17 protein-coding genes are annotated in these 22,877 nt (G+C 60.2%); 8 read left to right on the top strand and 9 right to left on the bottom strand.

Annotation, left to right across the window (positions count from 1 at the left end; translation table 11 throughout):
- Positions 1–22: 22 nt before the first annotated feature.
- Positions 23–1,174, bottom strand: coding sequence for a gluconokinase, GntK/IdnK-type (locus tag RT21_RS00595; protein WP_046161431.1), 1,152 nt, complete (start codon positions 1,172–1,174; stop codon positions 23–25).
- 241 nt (positions 1,175–1,415) lie between these two features.
- On the opposite strand from RT21_RS00595, the gene RT21_RS00590 reads away from it, so the two are divergent.
- Complete coding sequence (locus tag RT21_RS00590) at positions 1,416–1,694, top strand: peptidylprolyl isomerase (RefSeq protein WP_045427687.1); 279 nt, start codon at positions 1,416–1,418, stop codon at positions 1,692–1,694.
- Positions 1,695–1,697: 3 nt separating this feature from the next.
- Here the strand turns inward: RT21_RS00590 and zapE are convergent, their stop codons facing one another.
- Positions 1,698–2,825: a cell division protein ZapE gene (zapE, locus tag RT21_RS00585; RefSeq protein WP_046161177.1), complete on the bottom strand. Its 1,128-nt coding sequence runs from the start codon at positions 2,823–2,825 to the stop codon at positions 1,698–1,700.
- A 145-nt stretch (positions 2,826–2,970) separates the two neighbouring features.
- Between zapE and RT21_RS00580 the strand changes: the two genes are divergently transcribed.
- Positions 2,971–4,959 (top strand): PhoX family protein, encoded by a 1,989-nt coding sequence (locus tag RT21_RS00580; protein ID WP_046161176.1) that lies wholly within the window; start codon positions 2,971–2,973, stop codon positions 4,957–4,959.
- A 31-nt stretch (positions 4,960–4,990) separates the two neighbouring features.
- Here the strand turns inward: RT21_RS00580 and RT21_RS00575 are convergent, their stop codons facing one another.
- Together RT21_RS00575 and RT21_RS00570 are read right to left on the bottom strand one after the other, a co-directional pair.
- Positions 4,991–6,049 carry an AI-2E family transporter gene (locus tag RT21_RS00575; protein ID WP_046161175.1) on the bottom strand — a complete coding sequence of 353 codons (1,059 nt, stop codon included), beginning with the start codon at positions 6,047–6,049 and terminating at the stop codon, positions 4,991–4,993.
- Positions 6,050–6,162: 113 nt separating this feature from the next.
- The gene (locus RT21_RS00570) at positions 6,163–7,479 is read right to left on the bottom strand and encodes a Na+/H+ antiporter family protein (protein ID WP_046161174.1); all 1,317 of its coding nucleotides are present in this window, start codon (positions 7,477–7,479) and stop codon (positions 6,163–6,165) included.
- Positions 7,480–7,660: 181 nt separating this feature from the next.
- Between RT21_RS00570 and queD the strand changes: the two genes are divergently transcribed.
- Positions 7,661–8,017 (top strand): 6-carboxytetrahydropterin synthase QueD, encoded by a 357-nt coding sequence (gene queD, locus RT21_RS00565; protein ID WP_046161173.1) that lies wholly within the window; start codon positions 7,661–7,663, stop codon positions 8,015–8,017.
- Positions 8,018–8,171: 154 nt separating this feature from the next.
- Here the strand turns inward: queD and ligA are convergent, their stop codons facing one another.
- The 4 genes from ligA to moaA form a co-directional block, all read right to left on the bottom strand.
- On the bottom strand, positions 8,172–10,538 hold the full coding sequence (gene ligA / locus RT21_RS00560; protein WP_046161430.1) for an NAD-dependent DNA ligase LigA: 2,367 nt from the start codon (positions 10,536–10,538) through the stop codon (positions 8,172–8,174).
- Positions 10,539–10,787: 249 nt separating this feature from the next.
- Positions 10,788–11,606: a cell division protein ZipA gene (gene zipA, locus RT21_RS00555; RefSeq protein WP_046161172.1), complete on the bottom strand. Its 819-nt coding sequence runs from the start codon at positions 11,604–11,606 to the stop codon at positions 10,788–10,790.
- 182 nt (positions 11,607–11,788) lie between these two features.
- Positions 11,789–15,277, bottom strand: a complete 3,489-nt coding sequence (smc, locus tag RT21_RS00550; RefSeq protein ID WP_046161171.1) for a chromosome segregation protein SMC — start codon at positions 15,275–15,277, stop codon at positions 11,789–11,791.
- Between the two features lie 465 nt (positions 15,278–15,742).
- On the bottom strand, positions 15,743–16,738 hold the full coding sequence (gene moaA / locus RT21_RS00545; protein ID WP_045427710.1) for a GTP 3',8-cyclase MoaA: 996 nt from the start codon (positions 16,736–16,738) through the stop codon (positions 15,743–15,745).
- 255 nt (positions 16,739–16,993) lie between these two features.
- On the opposite strand from moaA, the gene RT21_RS00540 reads away from it, so the two are divergent.
- On the top strand, positions 16,994–17,875 hold the full coding sequence (locus RT21_RS00540; protein WP_046161170.1) for an ion transporter: 882 nt from the start codon (positions 16,994–16,996) through the stop codon (positions 17,873–17,875).
- Positions 17,876–17,986: 111 nt separating this feature from the next.
- Positions 17,987–18,400, top strand: a complete 414-nt coding sequence (locus RT21_RS00535; RefSeq protein ID WP_046161169.1) for a CopD family protein — start codon at positions 17,987–17,989, stop codon at positions 18,398–18,400.
- 74 nt (positions 18,401–18,474) lie between these two features.
- Here the strand turns inward: RT21_RS00535 and RT21_RS00530 are convergent, their stop codons facing one another.
- Complete coding sequence (locus RT21_RS00530) at positions 18,475–18,939, bottom strand: DUF2231 domain-containing protein (protein WP_019339276.1); 465 nt, start codon at positions 18,937–18,939, stop codon at positions 18,475–18,477.
- Positions 18,940–19,083: 144 nt separating this feature from the next.
- On the opposite strand from RT21_RS00530, the gene coxB reads away from it, so the two are divergent.
- The 3 genes from coxB to RT21_RS00515 are packed head-to-tail and all read left to right on the top strand — an operon-like array spanning position 19,084 to position 22,864.
- Positions 19,084–19,977 carry a cytochrome c oxidase subunit II gene (gene coxB / locus RT21_RS00525; protein ID WP_046161429.1) on the top strand — a complete coding sequence of 298 codons (894 nt, stop codon included), beginning with the start codon at positions 19,084–19,086 and terminating at the stop codon, positions 19,975–19,977.
- Positions 19,974–22,505, top strand: coding sequence for a cytochrome c oxidase subunit I (ctaD, locus tag RT21_RS00520; RefSeq protein WP_046161168.1), 2,532 nt, complete (start codon positions 19,974–19,976; stop codon positions 22,503–22,505). The genes coxB and ctaD overlap by 4 nt, the downstream gene beginning before the upstream one ends.
- Positions 22,505–22,864, top strand: a complete 360-nt coding sequence (locus RT21_RS00515; RefSeq protein ID WP_046161167.1) for a hypothetical protein — start codon at positions 22,505–22,507, stop codon at positions 22,862–22,864. The genes ctaD and RT21_RS00515 overlap by 1 nt, the downstream gene beginning before the upstream one ends.
- Positions 22,865–22,877: the final 13 nt, after the last annotated feature.

Below are 22,877 nucleotides of genomic sequence, written 5' to 3'. Positions count from 1 at the left end.
ATGCCCTTGTTGTTATCGGGGATCAATCGGCCGTTACGTTGGCTTCGGCGATGGGTAACGGCGGCTGTCGACGCCAGACATTCACCAGCTGAATCAGCGCCAGGACGGCGAGAGCAACCATGCTGGCCGCGACCGGAACCATGGCCACGGCCAGCGGATACCCCACCACCGGGCTGTTGATGGTCCAGCCGAACTGCATCTGGTTCCATCCGCCCATTGCGGCCAATGCACTGGCCACTGCGACCATGATCCAGCTGACCGAGTCCACCAACCGGCGGAGCAGATGGGGAAACCGGTCACGAATCATGCTGAAGGCCATCAGCTCGCCTCGGCGCATGCTCGAAGCCACACCGACGAACACCAGCCAGACGAAGGCCAGCCTCGAAAGCTCTTCTGCGCCCGTCCAACCAGTACCGAAGGCATAGCGCAAGACAACACTGCTGAACACCACGATGACCATGAAGGCCAGCAACGCTGCCATCAGCCAGTCAGTGATCCGGTCGAAGCCCTGAGCAAACTTGCCGCCGTAGATCGGCTGAGTAGTCAGCTCGGCGCCCTTGGGCTCGACATCCTGACTATCCACCATGTTGGCAGGCTCGCTACTGCGCTGACCGCCGTGCGCGCCGCCGCGCTTGTTAGCGCTATCAAGCGGAGCCGCGGAAAGGTCTTCCTTGGCATTAATAGCCAAACCGCCGTCCTGTTTCATCCAGCGGGTGATCTCGTTCAGAACCTGCTCTCGCGGCTGACTGGCATCGACCACAAGCACGTGGGGCTCGCCTGCCGGCGACTCGAGCGTCGCGAACTGGCTGTCCACCAGCGAAATCGGCATGAAATGACCGGCCCGCCCACCAACGCGCTGGATAGCCGTGTCGTAATCGATGGAAAGGTGCGCAAAGCACAGGCCAGGCACGGCGTCGCGCAACAGGTCGCGGTAACGGCGCTTCAGGGCAGAACAGGCGAGAACGAAGCCAACGTCGTCGTCGATGGCACGCTGCATTTCGATGACGAGCCTTTGCAGCCACTCGACCCGGTCGGCATCCGACAAAGGCGTGCCGGCACGCATGTGCGCAACGTTTTCTTCGGGATGGAAATGATCGGCTTCGATGTGTCGAAAGCCCAAGGCATCGGCCACGGCATGGCTGGTTTCGGTCTTGCCCGAACCACTGACGCCCATGACCACCAATGCGCGGCGATTTGCGGGAAATTCGCTGTGGGAGTGGTAATCCACTGTCGGTCTCCGGCGGCATCGTTGTGCCACATTATGTTTGTGGACCGGATGGTAGCGCTAACATATAGCAACCAGAAACACCGTTCGTCGGGTTTGTCTGCAGACCAACGGTCGATCCCATTCGATTCCCGCTTCGGTTTCCCGGGCTGGATGACTACAATCGCCGCCGCATCCGAGGAGATTCACAATGCCGAAAGCCATGGCCCGCCACATCTTGGTCAAGACCGAAGCTGAAGCCGCGCAGCTGAAAAAGCGCATCGCCAATGGCGAAGCCTTCGATGTGTTGGCGAGGAAGTTTTCGACCTGTCCGTCGGGCAAGAAAGGTGGTGATCTAGGCGAAGTTCGCCCTGGGCAAATGGTGCGCAGCATCGATCAGGTGATTTTCAAAAAGCCGCTGCGTGACGTGCATGGTCCAATCAAAAGCCAGTTCGGCTACCACCTCGTGCAGGTGTTCTACCGCGACTGAGGCTTAATCGGCCCTACCGAAACGCTGCAACTGCATCTCGCGCAATCGGCTCAGCGTGCGGCGAAAGGCAAAAGACAGATAGCCCTCGGTGTAAAGCTCGTCCATGGCAACCCTGGCTTCAAGATACAGCGGCACCCCCCGGTCATAGCATTCATCCACCAGAGCGATGAATCGCCTGACACTATCATCGTGAGCAGCCAGCTTGGGTAGCTCACGATCCCCCGCTTCCACCCGCGCCGCACCATCCTCGGTTCCACGAGCGATGCGTCCTTCACGCTGTTCGCTGCCCAACCGCGGCACGTCGCCAATCAGGATCGCCTGATAGCGATCGCATAGCTCAATGAAATCCAGCGCCGAGAATGGCTGTGCGCACAGGTCTGCAAAGCGACACCAGAGTACGGAGTCGCTGCTGCACACAACTTGAAGCGGCCGGCGTCCGATGAGGACCGGCTCGGTCGTAGCGGTCGCCCCGCCGTTCAACCTGTCGAAGACCGAACGTAGCACCCCGTCTTCGTGGGGATCACGGACCCAGTAACGCTGCTCGCCCACGCCTGGACGCAAGCGATGATCAGCACCGCCGTCCACGTTCACTACATGCATGTGGCGCTCGATTGCATCGATGGCAGGCAGGAAGCGCTCGCGGTTGAAACCGTCAGCATAGAGCTGATGAGGTGGCTGGTTGGACGTCGCAACGATGACCACGCCCTGCTCGAACATCACTTGGAACAGGCGGCCCAGGATGATCGCATCGCCGATATCCGCCACGAACAGCTCGTCGAAACACAGCACCCGCACGTCTTCGCTCAGCTCCGTCGCTAACGCCTGTAGCGGATCTGACGTGCCGTTGAGCTGAAACAGACGAATGTGTACCCAGCGCATGAAGTGGTGAAAATGCTGACGCCTCGCCGGCACCTTAAGGCTGCGATGGAACATGTCCATCAGCCATGTCTTGCCGCGCCCGACCGGTCCCCACAGATAGACACCGCAGCGCAATTCACGGGCCACGTTGCCATGCAGCGTCTCGTAGCAATGCTGCAGCTGTTCCACCGTGCGCAGCTGAGCTGCGTCACTGACGTAGCCCTCACGGGCGATGGCTTGCCGATACATGGCAAGCGGAGCGCTGGTGTTCATTTAGGCGGCCGTTCCGAAACACGGCTGCAATGGTACCGCAGACCTGAAACACGTACCGCTCGTCGACCGCGAAAACCTGTGTCATAAAGCTGTCGCAAGCCGCACATAACGTCACAGTTCCGTCGATTACCTATGGAGCTGCACCGTGACTGACGATAGTCAAAACTTACTGTTCGGCAACGGCGATGAACTGCCGAGTAACCATTCCGCCAACCCTCACATCCAGGATGTCATTAACCAAGGCCGTCGCAAGGTCGTGGCGAGCGGAGCAGCGTTCGGTGTGCTCGCCTTTCTGGGCGGCCTGCCTTCGATAGCAGGAGCAGCCGAGCCGGCTAAGATCGGCAGTGGCCAGCCCTTCCAGCTTCGTAATCGCCTCCCCTTTGGTGCAGTGCCGGTAACCCGCGCCGACACCATCACCGTGCCCGCCGGTTTTTCCGCCAAGACGTTCATTCCGTGGGGCACGCCAATCTGCGGTAGCTACCCCGCTTTTCTGGAAGACGCCAGCAACAGTGCAGAAGACCAGGCTCAGCAGACCGGCATGCATCACGACGGCATGCATTTCTTCCCGATGGACGCACGCTTCAAGGGCCGTAAAAGTGATCACGGTCTGCTCGTACTGAATCATGAGTACATTGATGCCCCGCTGCTGCATCCCAACGGCCCAACGGTGGTCAATGGCAAACGCGTGGATGCCGATGAAGTGCGCAAGGAGATCAACGCGCACGGTGTTTCGGTCGTCGAGGTACGCCGTGGGCCTCAGGGAGACTGGTCGGTACTGCCATCCGCACGCAACCGCCGCATAACCGGCGCGACGCCGATGCATATCGAAGGCCCGGCTCGTGGCCATGAGCTGATGCAAACCCGCTACAGCCCGAGCGGTACGTCGACCCGCGGTACGCTGAACAACTGCTCGAATGGCTACACGCCATGGGGCACCTACCTGACGTGCGAAGAAAACTGGGCGGGCTATTTCGCAGTGCGCGACACTGAATTGCCTCGCCACCTGGAGCGCTACGGCCTTCGTTCGAGCGGGCGTTACGGCTGGGAGACGGTCCGCGGCGACGAATTCGAGCGTTTCGATGCGACCACGACAGCCGCAGACGCGCGAGCCGACTATCGTAACGAACCGAATACGTTTGGCTGGATTGTCGAAATCGACCCCTTCGACCCGGATTCAACTCCGGTCAAGCACACTGCGCTGGGCCGCTTTGGCCACGAGGGCTTGGTGTTTGCACCTACCAAACCGGGCTGGCCGCTCGTCTGCTACTCCGGCGACGATTCGCAGAACGAATACATCTACAAGTACATCAGTCGCGACAAGTACCGCCCGCAGCGCAGCGACGGCCGGCTACTCGACGATGGCACTCTATACGTCGCGCGCTTCAACCCGGACGGCAGCGGCGACTGGCTAGCGTTGGATATCGAAGACGCGGCCTTCCAGCAGGCATGCGCTGCAGCAAACGTCAGCTTTGCCGATCAGGGCGAAGTACTGATCAATACTCGTCTGGCAGCGGACGTCGTTGGCGCGACTAAAATGGACCGCCCTGAGTGGGGCGCCGTTCATCCGGACACCGGTGAGGTGTATTTCACGCTCACCAACAACAGCTCGCGGGAGGAAGCCGACGCAGCCAACCCTCGCGCGCCGAACCCCACCGGACACATCATCCGTTGGCGTGAGCTGGGCAAGAATCAGATTGGCACGCAGTTCCAGTGGGATCTGTATTTGCTCGCTGGGCCAGAGAGTGACAGCCGAGATCCGCGCGGTCGGCCACTGACTGACGAAAACATCATGGCGAGCCCGGACGGGCTTTGGTTCGACGAGGAAGGACGACTCTGGATCCAGACCGACATGAGCGGAAGTCAGCTCAGAAGCGGCCCCTTCGGCAACAACCAGATGCTGATATCGGACCCGAAGAGCGGCGAGACCAAACGCTTCCTGGTCGGACCCCTGGGAGCCGAAGTGACCGGTATCACCGCTACTCCGGACTTCCGCACGCTGTTTGTGAACATCCAGCACCCAGGGGAAGGATCAACGCCAACGGAATACACCAGCACCTGGCCCGACGGCCCTGGCCGCAGACCGCGTTCGGCGACGGTGATCATCACGCGTGACGATGGCGGGCGTATTCTCTAGCCCAAGAGCGGCGTCCGGCTCCGCCGGACGCCTACTCGGGTGTAGGTTTAGCGTCAGGGGTGATGAACAAGGCCCACGACGACATGAACAAGGCAGCAATCAGCGGCCCTATGACGAAGCCATTCAGGCCAAACAGGGCGAGACCGCCCAACGTCGAGATCAGCACCAGATAGTCAGGCATCTTGGTGTCCTTACCCACCAGGACCGGCCTGAGGAAATTGTCTACCAGGCCAATCACCAGAATCCCGTAGAGCGTCAGGATCACGCTCTGGATGACCATACCCTGCACCAGAAAGTAGATCGCAACCGGCGTCCAGATCAGGCCGGCACCGATTGCTGGCAGCAAGGATAGAAACGCCATCAGCACGCCCCAGAGCAACGATGCCGGTATCCCAAGAATCGCAAAGATCACCCCGCCGAGAAATCCCTGAGTAGCTGCCACCACGATGTTGCCTTTGACAGTGGCGCGAACCACCCGGGTGAACTTGCTGAACAGCCTGCGTTTCTGGTTATCGCTTAGCGGCAGCGCGCGGCGGATTTTCAGAACCAGCTCGCGCCCGTCCCGGATGAAGAAGAACAGCAAATACAGCATCACAAAAAAGCTGACGAGGAACTGAAAGGTGCCCTGTCCGAAACTGAACGCCTTGGTCGCAAGGTACTGGCTGCCCTGCAACGCGCCACTGGCAAGGCGTTCACGCATCTGATCCAGATTGCCAAAACCGAAGCGTTGCAGCTGCTGCTGCAGCGAGTCCGGCAGCAGGTTCTTCATCCCACCCACGAACTGGCCGACGTCAAGCTCACCACTTTCCATCTGTTGGTAGAGTGACGAACCTTCCTGGACCAGAAGACCGGTAATCAGAATCACTGGGAGCACCGCAACGATCAGGCAAACCAATAAGGTAATGATCGCTGTCAGGTTTCGCCGGTACCCCATATGGCGTTGCAAGCGGCGTTGCAGCGGCGAAAAGATGATTGCCAGAATGACGGCCCAAAATACCGCCCCGTAGAACGGATAAAGTATCCAGCCGAAGGCAATGCTCACGACGAGCAACAGAGCAAGAAAGACTTTCTGCTCAAGGGTTGATTTCACGAATGCATCCTATCGCTGCGGTTGTATCCGTTAGTCAGCGATTGTCGTCAGGAGTGCTGATAGAGATGGAGTGAACGCGCCGTTGCAACGACGCGTATGGCACCTGGGAAGCGTTAGAGCGTCATTGCAGCAATCCAGCCGAATGCGAGTAGCGGCAGGTTGTAGTGCAGGAAGGTCGGCACCACGGTGTCCCAGATATGGTTGTGCTGGCCATCAGCATTCAACCCGGCGGTTGGGCCAAGTGTCGAGTCCGATGCTGGCGAACCGGCATCTCCGAGCGCACCAGCCGTGCCCACCAGGCTGACGATTGCCAGCGGACTGAAGCCGAGCTCCAACCCGAGCGGTACGAAGATCGCTGCGATGATTGGCACTGTCGAGAAAGAGGAACCGATGCCGATGGTGACCAGCAACCCCACCAGTAGCATCAGCAGCGCGCCGACAGCCTTACTGTTACCAATCCAGGCAGCAGACGCATCGACAAGGATTTTCACCTCGCCGGTCTCGCGCATCACTTCGGCAAATCCCGCTGCAGCAATCATGATGAAGCCAATCATGGCCATCATCTTCATGCCCTCGGTAAACAGGTCATCGGCCTCCTTCCAGCGCACCACGCCGGATACGGAAAACGTCACGAAACCGACCAGCGCACCGATGATCATCGAGTCCAACCACAGCTGAACAACAAAAGCGGCTGCGACCGCTAGCCCTGCAACCAACAAGGTCAGCGGGCTGTAGCTGACACTGATCGCCTTTGACTGGTCGACTTTGGTCAGGTCGTACGTTCGCGACTTGCGGTAGCTGAACATGGCGATCAGCAGTCCGGTCAGCATGCCGATAGCCGGAATCAACATGGCCTGGCTTACTTTGATCCCGGTGATGTCGGCACCGCTCTTGGCTACGTTCGCCAGCAGAATCTCGTGCAGAAAGATGCTGCCGAAGCCCACCGGCAGGAACATGTAGGGTGTGACCAGACCGAACGCCAGCACGCAAGCAATCAGACGTCTGTCGATCTGCAATTTGCTCAGCACGTAGAGCAACGGCGGCACCAGCAGCGGGATGAAGGCGATATGGATCGGCAGGATGTTCTGCGACGACACAGCGACCGCCAGCAGCAGCCCGATCATCAACCACTTCACGGCTCCAGCCGACTCCGATTCGCGTTTGCCTACCATGGCCAGTGCACGATCAGCCAGCGCGTGGGCCAACCCGCTCTTGCCGATCGCAACAGCGAACGCACCCAGCAAAGCGTAAGAAAGCGCTACCGTCGCGCCACCACCTAGCCCCTTGTTGAACGCGGCGAGGGTCCCTTCCAGCCCCAACCCACCTAAAACGCCGCCAGCTAGAGCGCCCGCAATCAGCGCCACCACCACATGGACCCTGCACAGGCTGAGAATCAGCATGATGCCGACTGCCGCTACCACTGCATTCATTTCAACTCCCCGAAAGCGGCGAACGCCGATAAAAAGCCGGGCACTTTGCCCCAAGCTCGAGGGAGTGTCAAAAGCACCGCGCAAGCAGTGGTGAAGTTGCACCTTGCAGGCTGCTGTCCAGCAACGACAGCTGAGTATAAACCAGTAGAATGCCGCCTTTCGCCCTTATCCGGATGCATCAGTGGAAATATTCAAAGAGTTCACCTTCGAGTCCGCGCACCGCTTGCCCCACGTACCCGATGGGCACAAGTGTGGCCGTTTGCACGGGCACTCGTTCCGAGTCGCGATTTATCTCGAGGGCGAGGTGAATGCCCAGACAGGCTGGATTCGCGATTTCAGCGAGATCAAGCAGATCTTCAACCCCATCTACGAACGGCTCGACCATCACTATCTGAACGATCTGCCGGGCCTCGACAACCCGACCAGCGAAAATCTCGCGATATGGATCTGGAACGAGCTGAAGCCGTTGTTACCGGAGCTCTCGCGGATACGCATCCATGAAACCTGCACCAGTGGCTGCGAATACCGCGGCCAGTGATAGCGCAAGGCCAAGTTAGCGCTGTTTTGCCCGCTTCACCGGACGCGTAAATCAGTGGACAAATGGCGCCCCGTTAGCAACCAGGGCGACCTTCGCTTACATGGCCACGTAGCGGGACCTGCCATGCAGGCCCCAGCCGCGCACCGATTGACGGCTAGCTTTCGAGGGTGGCAAGGCGCTTTAGAAAGGACGCTTCGTCGTCCACTTCCAGCCCCAGTTCGTTGGCTTTAGCCAACTTGGAGCCGGCGCCCGGCCCAGCCACCACGACACTTGTCTTCGCCGAGACTGAGCCTGAAACTTTTGCGCCCAAGGCTTCCAGCCTTGCCTTGGCGTCGTCCCGGCTCATGCTTTCCAGCGTGCCCGTCAGCACCCAAGTCTGGCCGGCCAGCGGCAAGCCTTCCGCGGCCTTTCTTTCGCTCTCCCAATGCATGCCGAATTCCTTCAGCTGGGCTTCGATGGCACGAGCACGCGCAGCATTTACCGGGTCGTCGAAATAGTCGCGCAGTGCGCGGGCCGCCTTTTCGTTGAGCCGTTCAACCTGACGCAGGTCCAGCCAGTCGGCTTCGATAATGTTCTGCAGACTGCCGAAACGATCGGCGAGACGTTGGGCGCCGGTGGCGGCAATAAAGGGGATATTCAGCTTGTCGAGCAATCCGGCGAGCGTCGCACAAGCGGCGAACTCAGGATGCACGTCGCCCTCCTCCTGCAGCTGCACACCGCGCGTGCGTAACTGCGCGATGACGGACTGGTTATGGTCATCGTTGAAGAAACTGTGGATTTCGTGTGCCACCTCCAGGCCGATATCCGGCAGATAGACCAGCACATCGGGCAATGCTCGACTGATGCGATCCAGCGACCCCAAGGCACGCGCCAGCAATTTCGCAGTGCCTTCGCCAACATCCGGGATACCCAGGGCAAAGACGAAGCGCGCCAAGGACGGCTTGCGGCTGGCGTCGATCGACTTGAGCAGATTGCGGCTCGAAACCTCGCCGAAGCCCTCCAATGCCAAAACTTGCTCGAAGCTCAGGGAATAGAGATCCGCCGGCGAACTGACCAGCCCCGCATCGACCAACTGCTCGACAATCTTGTCACCCAGGCCATCAATGTCCATGGCCCGGCGGGAGACGAAATGGATGATTGCCTGCTTGAGCTGAGCCTGACAGGCCAGGCGGCCGACGCAACGATAGATCGAACCTTCACTTACCGACTCCCGCCCCTTGCTGCGCTTGATCAGCTGGGTGCGTTCGACGGCTGAGCCGCAAACAGGACAGTGCTCCGGCACATGCACAGCACGCGCACTGTCGGGCCGGCGCTCCGGAATGACCCCGAGGATCTGCGGAATGACATCACCGGCGCGACGCACGATCACCGTATCGCCGATCATGACACCCAGCCGGGCGACCTCATCCATGTTGTGCAGTGTGGCATTGGATACCGTCACGCCGGCGACCTGTACCGGCTGCAGCCGCGCAACCGGCGTGATGGCGCCCGTGCGGCCGACCTGAAACTCCACATCGAGCAGTTCGGTCACTTCTTCCCGTGCTGGGAATTTGTGCGCGATCGCCCAACGTGGCTCGCGAGCACGAAAGCCCAGCTCGCGTTGCTGAGCCGTCGAGTTGACCTTGAACACCACGCCGTCGATCTCATAAGGCAGCGCGTCGCGCTTCGCCCCAATGGCCTGGTAGTAATCGCGGCATTGCTGCACGCCTTTGGCCAACTTGAGCTCTCGGCTGATCGGCAAGCCCCAGCCCTTGAGCGCCTCGAGGATGCCGATATGGGTATCAGGCAAATCGCCGTCGCTGCGGCCGATGCCATAGGCACAGAGCTCCAGAGGCCGGTTGGCGGTTATCTTTGAATCCAGCTGGCGCAGGCTGCCCGCGGCGGCGTTTCGCGGGTTGGCAAACGGCTTATTACCCGCCTCTAGCTGACGTGCATTCAACGCCTCGAAGCCTGCCTTGGGCATGTAGATCTCGCCACGGACTTCCAACACCGCGGGCCAGCCGTCGCCGTGGAGCTTCAGCGGAATATTGCGCACTGTGCGTACGTTTGCGCTGATGTCCTCTCCGGTACTGCCGTCACCGCGAGTCGCACCTCGCACCAGTTTGCCGTTTTCGTAAAGCAGGCTTACGGCCAGACCGTCGAGCTTGGGCTCGCAGCTGTATTCCAGCTCGACACCACCGCCGAACAGGTCGCCTGAAGGTAGATCCAGGCCTTCCCGGGCGCGACGATCGAAGTCGATCAGGTCCTGTTCTTCGAATGCATTACCCAGGCTGAGCATTGGCATCTCATGGCGGACCTGGCCGAAGGCCGCCAACGCCGCGCCGCCGACGCGCTGGGTAGGCGAGTCCGGGCTGACCAGCTCAGGATGCTCGGCTTCGAGTGCTTTGAGTTCATTGAACAGGCGGTCATATTCAGCGTCAGGAACGCTGGGCTCGTCGAGCACGTAATACCGGTAGTTGTGGGCGTCGATTTCGCTGCGCAGTTCGGCTATGCGTGCTGCGGCGGTCTGGGCGGACGTCATGGTATTGGGGCCATAGCTGCAGGCCGGACCGAGCACAGAAGCAGCGCGCCGGTCGACCTTAAGTGGATGTTCTACGCAGGATTTTAGCCTGTTTGCGTGATGGCATGGAGCGTCGGGCGGGAGGGGATCGGCCACCAGCAGAGCTAAGCGAAAAGGCTTCGGTGGGCTGAAGCCCACCCTACGAGGCTCGATGAGGCCAGACGGATCAATACCCTAAAAAAAAACCGCTCCTGGGAGCGGTTTTCTGGATCAACGCTTGGCCGTCATCTGCCTGCGTTCGTAATCGACGATGCGCTGGCGATAGTGCTCGATGGTCTGAGCTGTCAGCACGCTGCGCTGATCATCCTTGAGTTCGCCGTTCAGCTCCTGCGACAACTTCCGAGCGGCGGCGACCATGACATCGAAAGCCTGTTTCGGATGACGCGGACCAGGCAGACCTAGAAAGAAGCTCACGGCTGGCGTAGTGAAATGGTCAATGTCGTCCAGATCGAAGGTTCCAGGCTTAACCGCATTAGCCATGGAGAAGAGCACTTCACCGTTGCCCGCCATGCTCTCGTGGCGATGGAAGATGTCCATCTCGCCAAAGCGCAAACCGCTTTCGAGAATGTTCTGCAGCAGAGCGGGACCACGGAAGCCATGCGAGTCGCGGGAGATCACATTGATAACCAGCACTTCCTCTACCGGAGGCAGGTCCTCATTGGACTCGCTGAGTTTGTTTTCATCATCCGCTACCGGGTCAAGCAGCGTAGGGACTGGAGCATCATCGCTGGAAAAATGCAGGTCGCCTTGGCGTGGTTCTGCGGTGCGACGCTTACCGGTCTCACGTGCGCTCATCGAGGGAAGATCGGTTTCGTCCAGTGAGGGCTCGTTGTTGCGACTCACGACACGCGGCGGGCCCAACAGCTCGTTCGGCTCGTCTTCATCAGGAAGATTGCTCGCGATATTGCTGTCCAGCTTGAATTTCAACTTGCCCTTGCTACCACGCATCCGCCGCCAGCCGTCAAAAAGAATGCCGGCGATGACAATGATGCCGATGACGATCAGCCACTCGCGCAGACCGATATCCATTAATGCTTGAACCCCTGAAATCGATGATAAAGACGCAGATTCACAGCCGCTGAACAGGCTCATCTGCGCATCGTAAAAATTGCGCTCTAAACTATCACGACGAACGGTAGATTTGCACCGCCCGGCGCGGCTCTTTTATTGGTCGATGAACACCTTCCACTGCGCTTTAAACCGAGCGCCCCTCAAGCTTCCACGAGCGCCACCGCCTGCTCCACATCAACCGCGACCAGCCTTGAACAACCTGGCTCGTGCATGGTGACTCCCATCAGCTGGTCGGCCATTTCCATCGCGATCTTGTTGTGCGTGATGTAAATGAACTGCACCTTTTCCGACATCTCCTTGACCAGACGCGCATAGCGCCCGACGTTAGCGTCGTCCAAAGGCGCGTCCACTTCGTCCAGCATGCAAAACGGTGCCGGGTTGAGCTGAAAGATCGCAAACACCAATGCCAGCGCGGTCAGTGCCTTCTCACCGCCAGACAGCAGGTGGATGGTGCTGTTCTTCTTCCCGGGTGGTCGCGCCATGATCGCCACCCCGGTATCGAGTAAATCTTCCCCGGTAAGTTCCAGATAAGCGTTGCCGCCGCCGAAAACCTTTGGGAAAAGCGCCTGCAGACCACTGTTGATCTGATCAAACGTCTCCTTGAAGCGATTTCGCGTTTCCTTGTCGATTTTACGGATAACGTTTTCCAGCGTATCGAGCGCTTCGGCAAGGTCGTCGTTCTGTGCGTCGAGGTAGCGTTTACGTTCCGATTGCTGCTGATATTCATCGATCGCCGCGAGGTTGATCGGCCCGAGACGCTGGATGCGGGCACCCAGACGCTCGAGTTCGACTTCCCACTCGGCCTCGCCGGCCTCGGCGGGCAGCGTCGCCAGTACGCCATGCAGATCGAAGCCCTCCTCATGCAACTGGTCCTGCACCGTCTTACGCCGAACGCTAAGGGCCTGCCAGTCCATGCGCTGCTGCTCCAGCTGGCCACGCAGCAACTGCGCCTGCTGCTCGGCCTGGGTTCGGCGCTTCTCGGCATCTCGCAATTCGCGATCAGCATCTTCGAGGGCCAAGCGTGCCAGCTTGAGCTCGTCTTCAACGCCCATGCGCCGCTCCAGCAGCTCCTCGAGTTTCATGCGCAGCTCTTCGAGTGGCGCCTCGCCCTCCTCCAGATTCAAGTTCAGTTGTTCGCGGCGTTCGACCGCACGCTCGAATTGCTGCTCAAGACGCTCAAGCGCTTGGCGGATCGAATCATGCTGGGCTCTTAGCGAACCGATTCGGACGGCCAGTTGATGCGCGTGATCCTTGTGCTGTCGCGCTTCCTGGCGAACCCGGTCCAACTGCTCGCGAATGCCGTCACGGCTAGCCAACAGTGACTCGCGCTGCTCGGTATCGGCGGCCATCGCGTCGAGCGCATCTTGCAGATGCAGGCGCGACTCGCCCAGTTGATCGGTTTCCAACGCGCGCTGCTCGGAAAGCTCGACGAGCTCTTCGTCCAGCCGGCGGCAACGCAAGGTCAACTGTTCCAGCCTGGCCTGGCTGGCCGACAGGCGAGCGTTCAATTCGCCATGCTGACGAGACAGATCCTGATGCTGACGGCGCTGCTGTTCCCGGCACTCCTCCTGTTCGCGTTGTGCCTCGCGCAGCTGGCCGAGTTGCTCCGTCAACTGCTCAAGACTCGCCTCGCACTCATCACGTTCGGCTTGCAACCGCGCCAGTTCCTGGCCGCGCGCCAGCACTCCGGACTCGGCCTCTCCAGCCCGTCTGATTCTTAGAAAATGTCGACCAACCCAGTAGCCATCACGACTGATCAGACTCTCGCCATCACCGAGCGAGCCTCGTGCAGCCAACGCCTGATCGAGGTCGTCCACAGTGCGCACCCGGCCGAGCCAAGGCGAGAGGTCCATGGCGGACTCGACTTTATCCAACAGGCTTCCGCTGATCACGCCGGCACGCTGCGTGGCGCTGACCAGACGTAGATCGCCCTGCTCGAAGCCGTTCAGATCCAATTCGTCGAAGCTGTCCAGCAGCACCGCTTGCAGATCTGCGCCCAGCACGGTCTCGACCGCCAGCTCCCAACCCGACTCTACGCGAAGCCCTTCGGCCAGACGCGGTCGCTGGTCGAGCCCTCGCACATGCAGCCAATCGGAAACGCCTTTGCCCGGGTCCATGGCAGCCTGCTGCAAGGCCTCAAGCGAAGCGATACGGCCACCCAGACGCTGCAACTGGCCTAGCGCTTCCTGCTCGGTGCGACTCGCCTGCTGCAGTTGCTCGCGGAGCAGCTCAAGCTGTTGCTCGGTTTGTTCTTGCGCCGCGGATAGCTCTTCCAGACTCAGCTCGCCAACGGCCAGCTGCTCACTTATCTCGGCCACCGCGGCGTCCTCAGGATCGCCGGCGAGCGAGGCGCGCTCATCCTCAAGGCGCCGCTGACGTTCTGCCAAGCGCTCTAGGCTTTGTTCCAGTTGCTGGATGCGCGACTGCTGCACTTCCGCCGCCTGGCGCGGCTCGGCGCTCTGCTGGTTGAACCGCTCCCACTGTTCTTGCCAGAGCTGCATTGCCGCCTCGGCTTCTTCGAGCTGGGCGGCAGATTCTTCGGCCGTCGCGCCTGCAATTTCCTGCTCCGGCTCGAGCATGGCCAACTCTTCGCCAAGCGTGGCGAGCACGGTGCGGTCATGCCCCAGGTGGGATTCAGTTTCCAGCCGGGCTCGCTCGGCTTCGCGCAGATCGTCTTGCAACTGACGCAAGCGCTGTTGACCATGCTGAATGCTCTGCTCGACCCGGGCGATATCGCCGCCGACGGAATAGAAGCGGCCCTGGACCAGATTGAAGCGCTCCGACAGGTCATGGTGGCCGTCGCGCAAGCGCTCAATGCTGGCGTCGGCGTTGCGCTGTTCGGCTATCAACGCCTCGAAACTGACCTCCTGATCGCCGATCACTTGCTCGCGTTGGCCGACTTGCTCGTTCAAAGCCTGCCAGCGCAACGCCGACAGCTGGGCCTTCAGCTGGCGCTCCTCGGCTTTGTACTCCTGATATTTCTCCGCCGACTGTGCCTGACGATGCAAGCGCTCCAGCTGACGTTCCAGCTCCTCACGCAGATCGGTCAGGCGAGCCAGGTTTTCATGAGTGCGGCGGATACGAGTTTCGGTTTCGCGGCGGCGCTCCTTGTATTTGGAGATGCCGGCCGCCTCTTCGATGAAGTTACGCAGGTCTTCCGGCTTGGCCTCGATCAGCTTGGAGATCATGCCTTGCTCGATGATCGAATAGCTGCGTGGCCCCAGACCGGTACCCAGGAAGATGTCGGTGATGTCGCGCCGACGACATTTCACACCGTTGAGAAAGTATGTGTTCTGAGCGTCACGCGTCACCCGCCGGCGGATAGAGATTTCTGTGAACGCCGCGTATTCGCCCAGCAACGTACCGTCCGAGTTATCGAAGATCAGTTCGATGCTGGCCTGGGTCACTGGCTTGCGGGTGTTCGAGCCGTTGAAGATGACATCGGTCATCGACTCGCCGCGCAGGTTCTTCGCCGAGCTTTCGCCCATCACCCAGCGCACGGCATCGATGATGTTGGACTTTCCGCAACCATTGGGGCCGACCACTGCCGCCATGTTGCTGGGAAAGCTGACCGTGGTGGGATCGACGAAGGATTTGAAGCCGGCAAGCTTGATGCTTTTCAGACGCATTGAGGCCTATCCGTGGCAGTCAGCGTAGGGATGAACAAGCAGAGTCGCCGTGAACATCGGAAGTCCTAGAGTCGGGTGGGTGCTGGCATAAGGCCGCGGAGTCTATCACGCCGCTTTTACCGCATCCTGCGTAGCAGTGCAGCAATCTCGACCTTGCAGGCTGGACGTAGGGTAGGCTTCAGCCCACCAGTGATCACATATCAGGCGGCCTGAAGCGGAGCGTTGCTCCACCCGCCTTACAGCCAATTCAATGCGGGTCGGCAGGAATGAGTGATGGGCCACGGTGGATGAAAAAAGCGTCATCCACCCTACGAGCAGTCCGGGCATCAAGCGCGACGTGGGGTGGGCTTCAGCCCACCGATAACGATGTATCACGTGGGCTGAAGCAGAACGCCGTCGGGCCCATGCTAGCCCTATCAGGTGGGCTGAAGCCCACCCTACTGTCGGTCTGCGATGCCGGCTGCCTCAACCGCCCGTCATGCTCATGAAGCGCACCACCTGGACCTGCTCGTCCGTGCGGAATTCATGTTTCTCAGGCTTGAGCTGCAGCGCATCGACCAACGCCTGGCGCAGCCGCTCACTGTCGCCGGGGTAGCGACGCATCAGGGTCTTGAGATCCAGCGCGCCTTCGTGACCGAGGCAGAGCACCAGCTTGCCTTCGGCGGTGACGCGTACCCGGTTGCAACTGCCACAGAAGTTATTGCTATGAGGCGAAATGAAGCCCACCTGGGTATCGCTTCCGGCGACTTGCCAATAGCGTGACGGGCCTCCGGTGGTGTGGCTGCTTCGTACCAGCTGGTGGCCGGCTTCGATACGCTCGCGCACTTCCTCGCTGGAGCAGAAAGTAATCTCGCGCTCATGGCTGGATACGTTGCCCAGCGGCATTTCCTCGATAAAGCTGATATCCAGCCCGCGCTCGATGGCGAAATTCACCAGATCCAGGACTTCGTCGTCGTTACGGCCTTTCTGGATCACGCTGTTGAGCTTGATTCGGTCGAATCCGGCACTGCGAGCAGCATCGATGCCAGCGATCACCTGCGCAAGCATGTCGCGGCGCGTGAGTTCAGCGAAACGTTCACGCTTGAGCGAATCCAGACTGATATTCAGACGCTTGACGCCAGCATCACGAAGCACGGGCGCGAGGGTCGACAGTTGCGAGCCGTTGGTCGTGATCGACAGATCTTCCAGCTCTTCACGGGCACCCAGACGACTCAGCAGGCTCGGCAATCCCTTGCGCACCAGCGGCTCGCCACCGGTCACACGGATACGCTTGACGCCCAGACTGATAAACGCATCAGCCACCGCATAGAGCTCTTCTAGCGTGAGGATCTGAGCGCGCGGTGCGAAGACCATGTCCTCGCTCATGCAATAGGTGCAACGAAAATCGCACCGGTCGGTCACCGACAATCTCAGGTAGGTGATGCGTCGGCCGAACGGATCGACCAACTTCGAATCTGGCATTTCGCACTCCAGCGGATTGATGCGCTTGGTGCAAGACTATGCCTGAAAGTGATCCGAGGCAAAGCCAGCTGACCAGACGGTGGGCTTTGGCCAGTGCAAAGCAGAGCCGATCAGTCACTGAGGAAACGTACTCTGCAATAGCGCCTGCAAACCGTTTCGATGGCGCCCCTGGCGATACGTTCGCAACGATGCTTTGAATGCGCGAGTCTTAGTCGACAATAATCCAAGTCTTTGCCGAACCGGGAGCCTGAGCAGATGGATAACGAAGCCCTCCGATCGATGGGCTGGCGCGAGCGCCTCTACGTCATCATTTTTTTTACCAACACGTCGGCCGGCAAGCGATTCGACACCTGGCTGCTGATATTCATCATGGCCAGCCTTCTGGTTGTAATGTTCGACAGCATTGCGGCCTACCGAGAAGCGCACGGGACGCTGCTGGCGGGTCTCGAGTGGTTCTTCACGGCCGTATTCGCCATCGAATATCTGCTGCGCATTTATACCCACCCAGAGCCACGCAAGTACATCTTCAGCTTCTACGGTGCGATCGACCTGCTCTCGGTGCTGCCAGCATTCATCGCTTTGCTGCTACCTGATGCCCAATACCTGCTGGTGATTCGCGCGATCCGGATGCTTCGGGTGTTCCGCGTGCTCAAGCTGACGCAATACCTGAGCCAAGCCAACTTCCTGCTGGTAGCGCTTAGGGGCAGCAAGCAGAAAATTATCGTGTTCCTGCTTAGCGTCACCACCATGGTGTTGATCTACGGCACGCTGATGTACGTGATAGAAGGGCCTGCCAACGGCTTTACCAGCATCCCGATGAGCATCTACTGGGCGGTAGTGACCCTCACGACCGTTGGCTTCGGCGACATCGTGCCCCTCACCCCTCTGGGAAAGGCGCTGGCTACATTGGTGATGATCACCGGTTACTCGATCATCGCCGTCCCAACGGGCATTTTCACTGCGGAACTGGCGACCGCTATGCGTGAGGACAGTCTTCACTATCGCTGCCCGAGCTGCGAAAAGCTTAGCCATGAACCCAACGCGTCGTTCTGTAGCCGCTGCGGTACACAACTATTCAGTCGTAAGTCACTGCAGGACGAGAACGTCCAGACCGCGCATGACCCCGAAGCCGACTGAAGCGGGTAGTTCCGACTAAACCTCAAACCAGACGCTACGCATTGGCCCCGAACCGCTCCGGCACGAGGTTGTCACAACCTCTGACTTGCCGCGGGCTGGACGGAGACATGCATGCCCTTGCTCAAACTGGTGCACTTCGCGGGCTTGCTCTGCTGGTGCGGCACCCTGCTCTACCTGCCGGCGCTAATTGCCGCGGGCACTCGACGCAGTGACCCACTCTTCTACCGTGACCATGCCCACCTGACTCGCATGGTGTTCAACCTGATCGGAACGCCGGCCGCCCTGGTCGCCATCGGCTCGGGTACGGCCCTGTTTCTGAGCCAGGGCCTGGTCGCCGGCTGGCTGATCGTCAAGCTCAGCACCGTGGCTGGGATGGTGCTCTGCCACGCCCTGTGCGGCGTATTGGTGCTGCATGTTGAGCGGGCGCCTGAGCAGAGCGTCAGCATTCGTTGTCGTTTTCTCGGCGTAGTCGCCGCAACGTTTATCACCGCGACGCTTTGGCTAGTGCTGGCGAAGCCTTTTTAGCCCATGCCCCGAACCGCTCGATCAACTCGAAGATGCCCATGACCGAACGATCCCAAGCCCCGTCTTATTCTGGATCAGACCTTATCCAGATCGACCCCGACCGCATGCTCGTAGACCAGCCGGCCGCCGAGATACGCCGCGAGGGAAATCAGCACGGCAGTGATCGCCGACAGGTACAGCGCCCAGAGCTGCATGCTTTGGGCATCGTTCTGGTAGCGCAGCAGCCAGTTCAGCGAAGCCAGCGACAACATCATCACCGCGAGGATCGCATGGCACCACGCCGTGATCTTCTGACGGATCTCACGCACGGTCACCAGATCGATCAAACCAAAAATGCTGGCGACCCAGCCACCCAGTGCACCCACACCGGACAGCCACAAGCCGGCACGCCACCAGAAATCGTCAAGGGTCCAGAGGTGGGCGAGATCGACCGGCAGCAAGCCGGTCAGAGCGGCAACTGGAAAGTGGATCAGCATCGGGTGCAGCGGGTGGCCGGCTATCGCAGCGCGGCTGTGGATGGAGTCTCTGTATCGGGCCATTCGACGCTCCGGCAGCATTTTTCGGGAGTAGGCAGCCGAGCCAGACGAGCCGGCAACCTCTTGAAATGGACCACGCTGGCGCTATCAGTTCCTTTTTTGACCGCCTGCGGCGGTCCGCTGTCATCGCTCAACCCAGCCAGTCATATGGCACGCCAGATCGCTCATGTCTGGTGGGGCATGTTTGCCTTCGCCACGCTGGTTCTGGTGGCGGTCAGCGCCATCTGGATCTATGCCCTGGCACGCAAGCCGCGGGAGACCAGCAAAGAACAGGCAGTGAGGATCAACCGACGCTGGGTCATTGGTGGCGGTATCGTGCTGCCGAGCCTGAGCATCGTTGTTCTGCTGATCTTCGGCATCCCCACCGGGCGCAGCATGATGCCGTTGCCGGTCGAGGGTCAGCAGCCGTTGAAGATTGAAGTCACCGGTCACCAATGGTGGTGGGAGGTGCACTACCCGGACAGCGGCGTCACCACCGCGAACCAGCTGATCATCCCGGCAGGACGGCTGATAGACGTAAACGTCACCAGCGCCGACGTCATCCATTCGTTCTGGATTCCGCGACTCGGCGGCAAAATGGACATGATCCCAGGACGCACCAACGTCATTCGCCTGCAGGCGGGTCATACCGGCGTCTTCCACGGTCAGTGTTCGGAATTCTGCGGCTTGCAGCACGCGCACATGAAGCTGCATGTCGAAGCGCTGGACGATGCCGGTTTCGACAACTGGATCGCAGCGCGGGAGAACCTCAGTTTTACCCAGCGCGCACCGGGCGAAGCCGGCCAGGTATTCGATGAGCGCTGCGGTCAGTGCCATCGTGTCGCGGGGATCAGCAACGGCAGTCGCGCGCCGGACCTCTCAGACCTTGCCACACGGCCAAGCCTCGGCGCTGGCGTGATCGACAACGACCATGACGGATTGCGTCAGTGGCTCCGCGAACACAAGACGCTCAAATTCGGCAACGGTATGCCTGCGCATGACGACGTTCCGCCGCAAACCCTCGATCAGATTGCCGATTGGCTGGAGACGCTCGCTCCATGACTCAACTCGACCAAAGCAGCAAACCCAGCACGGATCCGGATCAACTGCACGACCAGTTCAACGAAGTCTGGGGCAATCCGCGCGGCTGGCGCGCGCTGACCATTGTCAACCACACCACCATTGGCCTGCGTTTTCTGGTCACCGGCGCCGTGTTCTTTTTGATTGGCGGGCTGATGGCCATGCTCATCCGCACACAACTGGCCCTGCCCGGTTATGTGCTGATGGAGCCGGAGGTTTACAACCAGGTCTTCACCATGCACGGCTCGGTGATGATGTTCCTCTTCGCCGTGCCAATGATGGAAGGCCTGGCGGTCTACCTGATCCCGAAGATGATCGGCGCACGGGACTTGATCTTCCCGCGTCTTTCGTCACTCGGCTACTTCTGCTACCTGTTCGGCGGCATCATCCTGTTGTCCAGCGTGTTTCTCGGCGTCGCGCCAAAAGCAGGCTGGTTCATGTATACGCCGCTGTCGAGTTCGGCACACATGCCGGGCGTCAACTCGGACTTCTGGCTGCTCGGCATCACCTTCGTGGAGATCTCTGCGGTCAGTGCCGGCGTCGAGCTGGTGGTCTCGATCCTGCGCACGCGTACCAATGGCATGGCGCTGCACAAGATGCCGCTGTACGCCTGGTACATCCTGGTCATGGCGTTGATGATCGTGTTCGGCTTCCCGCCACTGATCCTGGGCAGCATTCTGCTGGAGCTGGAACGTGCTGCCGGGCTGCCCTTTTTCGATGCGTCCAAAGGCGGCGACCCGGTGCTCTGGCAACACCTCTTCTGGCTGTTCGGCCATCCGGAGGTGTACATCATCTTCTTGCCCGGGGCCGGCATCGTCTCGACCCTGCTACCGGTGTTTTGTCAGCGACCACTGGTGGGGTATCGCTGGGTGGTGCTCGGCGTGCTGACCACCGGGTTCCTGAGTTTTGGGTTGTGGGTGCATCACATGTTCACCGTCGGCATTCCGGCATTGGCGCTGGGGTTCTTCTCCGCGGCGAGCATGCTCGTGGCAATACCCACTGGCGTGCAGATCTTTGCCTGGATCGCGACGTTATGGCTGGGTAAACCGGTCTATCACGTACCGATGCTCTGGCTGGTCGGCTTCCTGATCGTGTTCGTCTGTGGCGGCTTGACCGGGGTGATGGTGGCGCTGGTGCCCTTCGACTGGCAGGTGCATGACACCCACTTCATCGTCGCGCACATGCATTACGTGCTGGTGGGCGGGATGTTCTTTCCGTTGATGGCCGGGCTCTACTATTGGCTGCCGCACTTCTCCGGCCGTATGCCCTCCGTGCGTCTGGGCCGTTGGGGCTTCTGGCTGGTGTTCATCGGCTTCAACACCACGTTCCTGATCATGCACTGGACTGGCCTGCTCGGCATGCCGCGACGGGTCTACACCTACGACACCGGTCTGGGCTGGGACCTGCCCAACCTGATTTCCTCGATCGGCAGCTTCATCATGGCCATCGGCATCGGCACCATTTTGCTGGATATCGTGCTGCACTTTCGCTTCGGTCAACCGGCAAAAACCAACCCCTGGAATGCCGACACCCTGGAGTGGGCCACGTGCCTGCCGCCGAGCCCGTACAACTTCGTCAGCTTGCCAGACATCACCGACCGTCATCCGCTATGGAAAGACCCCGACCTGCCCCACAGCATCGCCCGCGGCGAGCATTCCTTGAAGGCTATCGACCATGGTCGTCGTGAAACCTGGGGCTCGGACCCGCTGAGCGGCAAAGTCCGCGAAATCATTCATTTGCCCGGCAACAGTTGGTGGCCATTCGTGGCTTCGGTGTTTCTGGCGGTGCTCTGCCTGAGTTTGCTGAACAAGTTCTATTGGGTCGCGTTGATCGCTACGGTCGCCACCTTGATCGTGCTGTTCCGCTGGTCCTGGGAGAACGGTGCCCACCCCGCCGCCGCGCCCGATGCGCAAACGCAACCTGGCGAGCCACCGCTGCACTCGCGGACCTTTGACGGACCCGGCCTCTGGGGAATGGGCGTCACCCTACTGGCCGACGGCACCCTTTACTTGTCGTTGCTGTTCGGCTGGTTCTACCTGTGGACAGTCTCACCCGAATGGATGGTACCGGAGCATTCCGACCTGAACGGCTGGCTGATGCTCGCAAGTGCGGTGCTGCTGACGATTGGGACGATGTGGATGCGACTCGTGCCCGGCCGGTTGCGTCGGGGAAGCGGCGGGCAGTTAATGCTCAACCTCGGCGCCATCACGGCGATAGGCGCCGTGCAGTGGGCAATGTTGCTGTGGCTGCTGCTGACGGCGAACCTGAAGGTGACTGAGACGGCGCACGACGCGGTGGTCTTCGTGATACTGGCCTACGGCCTGATCCATTGCGGGCTGGCGACGATTCTCACGCTACTGCAGACCCTGCGGGTGATGTACGGCTACGTCGGCGACAAAGCGCCCTATGAAGTGGTGGTCGTCGAGCAGCTCTGGTACTACAACCTCGGCGTGATATGGAGCGCGTACGCCGCGATTGTCCTGTTCCCGAATGCGTGGGGAGGTGCCTGATGAAGTACAACCGCACGTCCGTCTTTCATCCCATTCAGATTCCGTTTGGGCTGACCATCTGGAGCCTCTGGTTTGCCGCCATGTACGGATCGCACGCGGTGGTCTGCGGCATCGCACCACCGGACCCCAGCCAGGGAGTATTCAACTGGCTGAATGCAAGCTTCGGCCTGTTCACGGTGCTGGTGATTGTGCTGCTGCTGTGGCTAGGGCGCCGGACCTGGAAACTGGCACACGAACCCAACGATCTCAATGATCGGCAGGTTTTCGTGCTCAAGGTGTCGTCCGGGATTCACTTCATCGCGGCTTTGGCGACGGTCTTCGTCGGCATGCAGCTGGTGTTTCTGCCTCCCTGCGTCTGAACGAGGCGCCCGT

It is taken from the genome of Pseudomonas sp. 10B238, assembly GCF_000970615.1.
Classification (GTDB): Bacteria; Pseudomonadota; Gammaproteobacteria; order Pseudomonadales; family Pseudomonadaceae; genus Stutzerimonas.
This window is presented reverse-complemented; position numbering and strand designations above follow the sequence as displayed.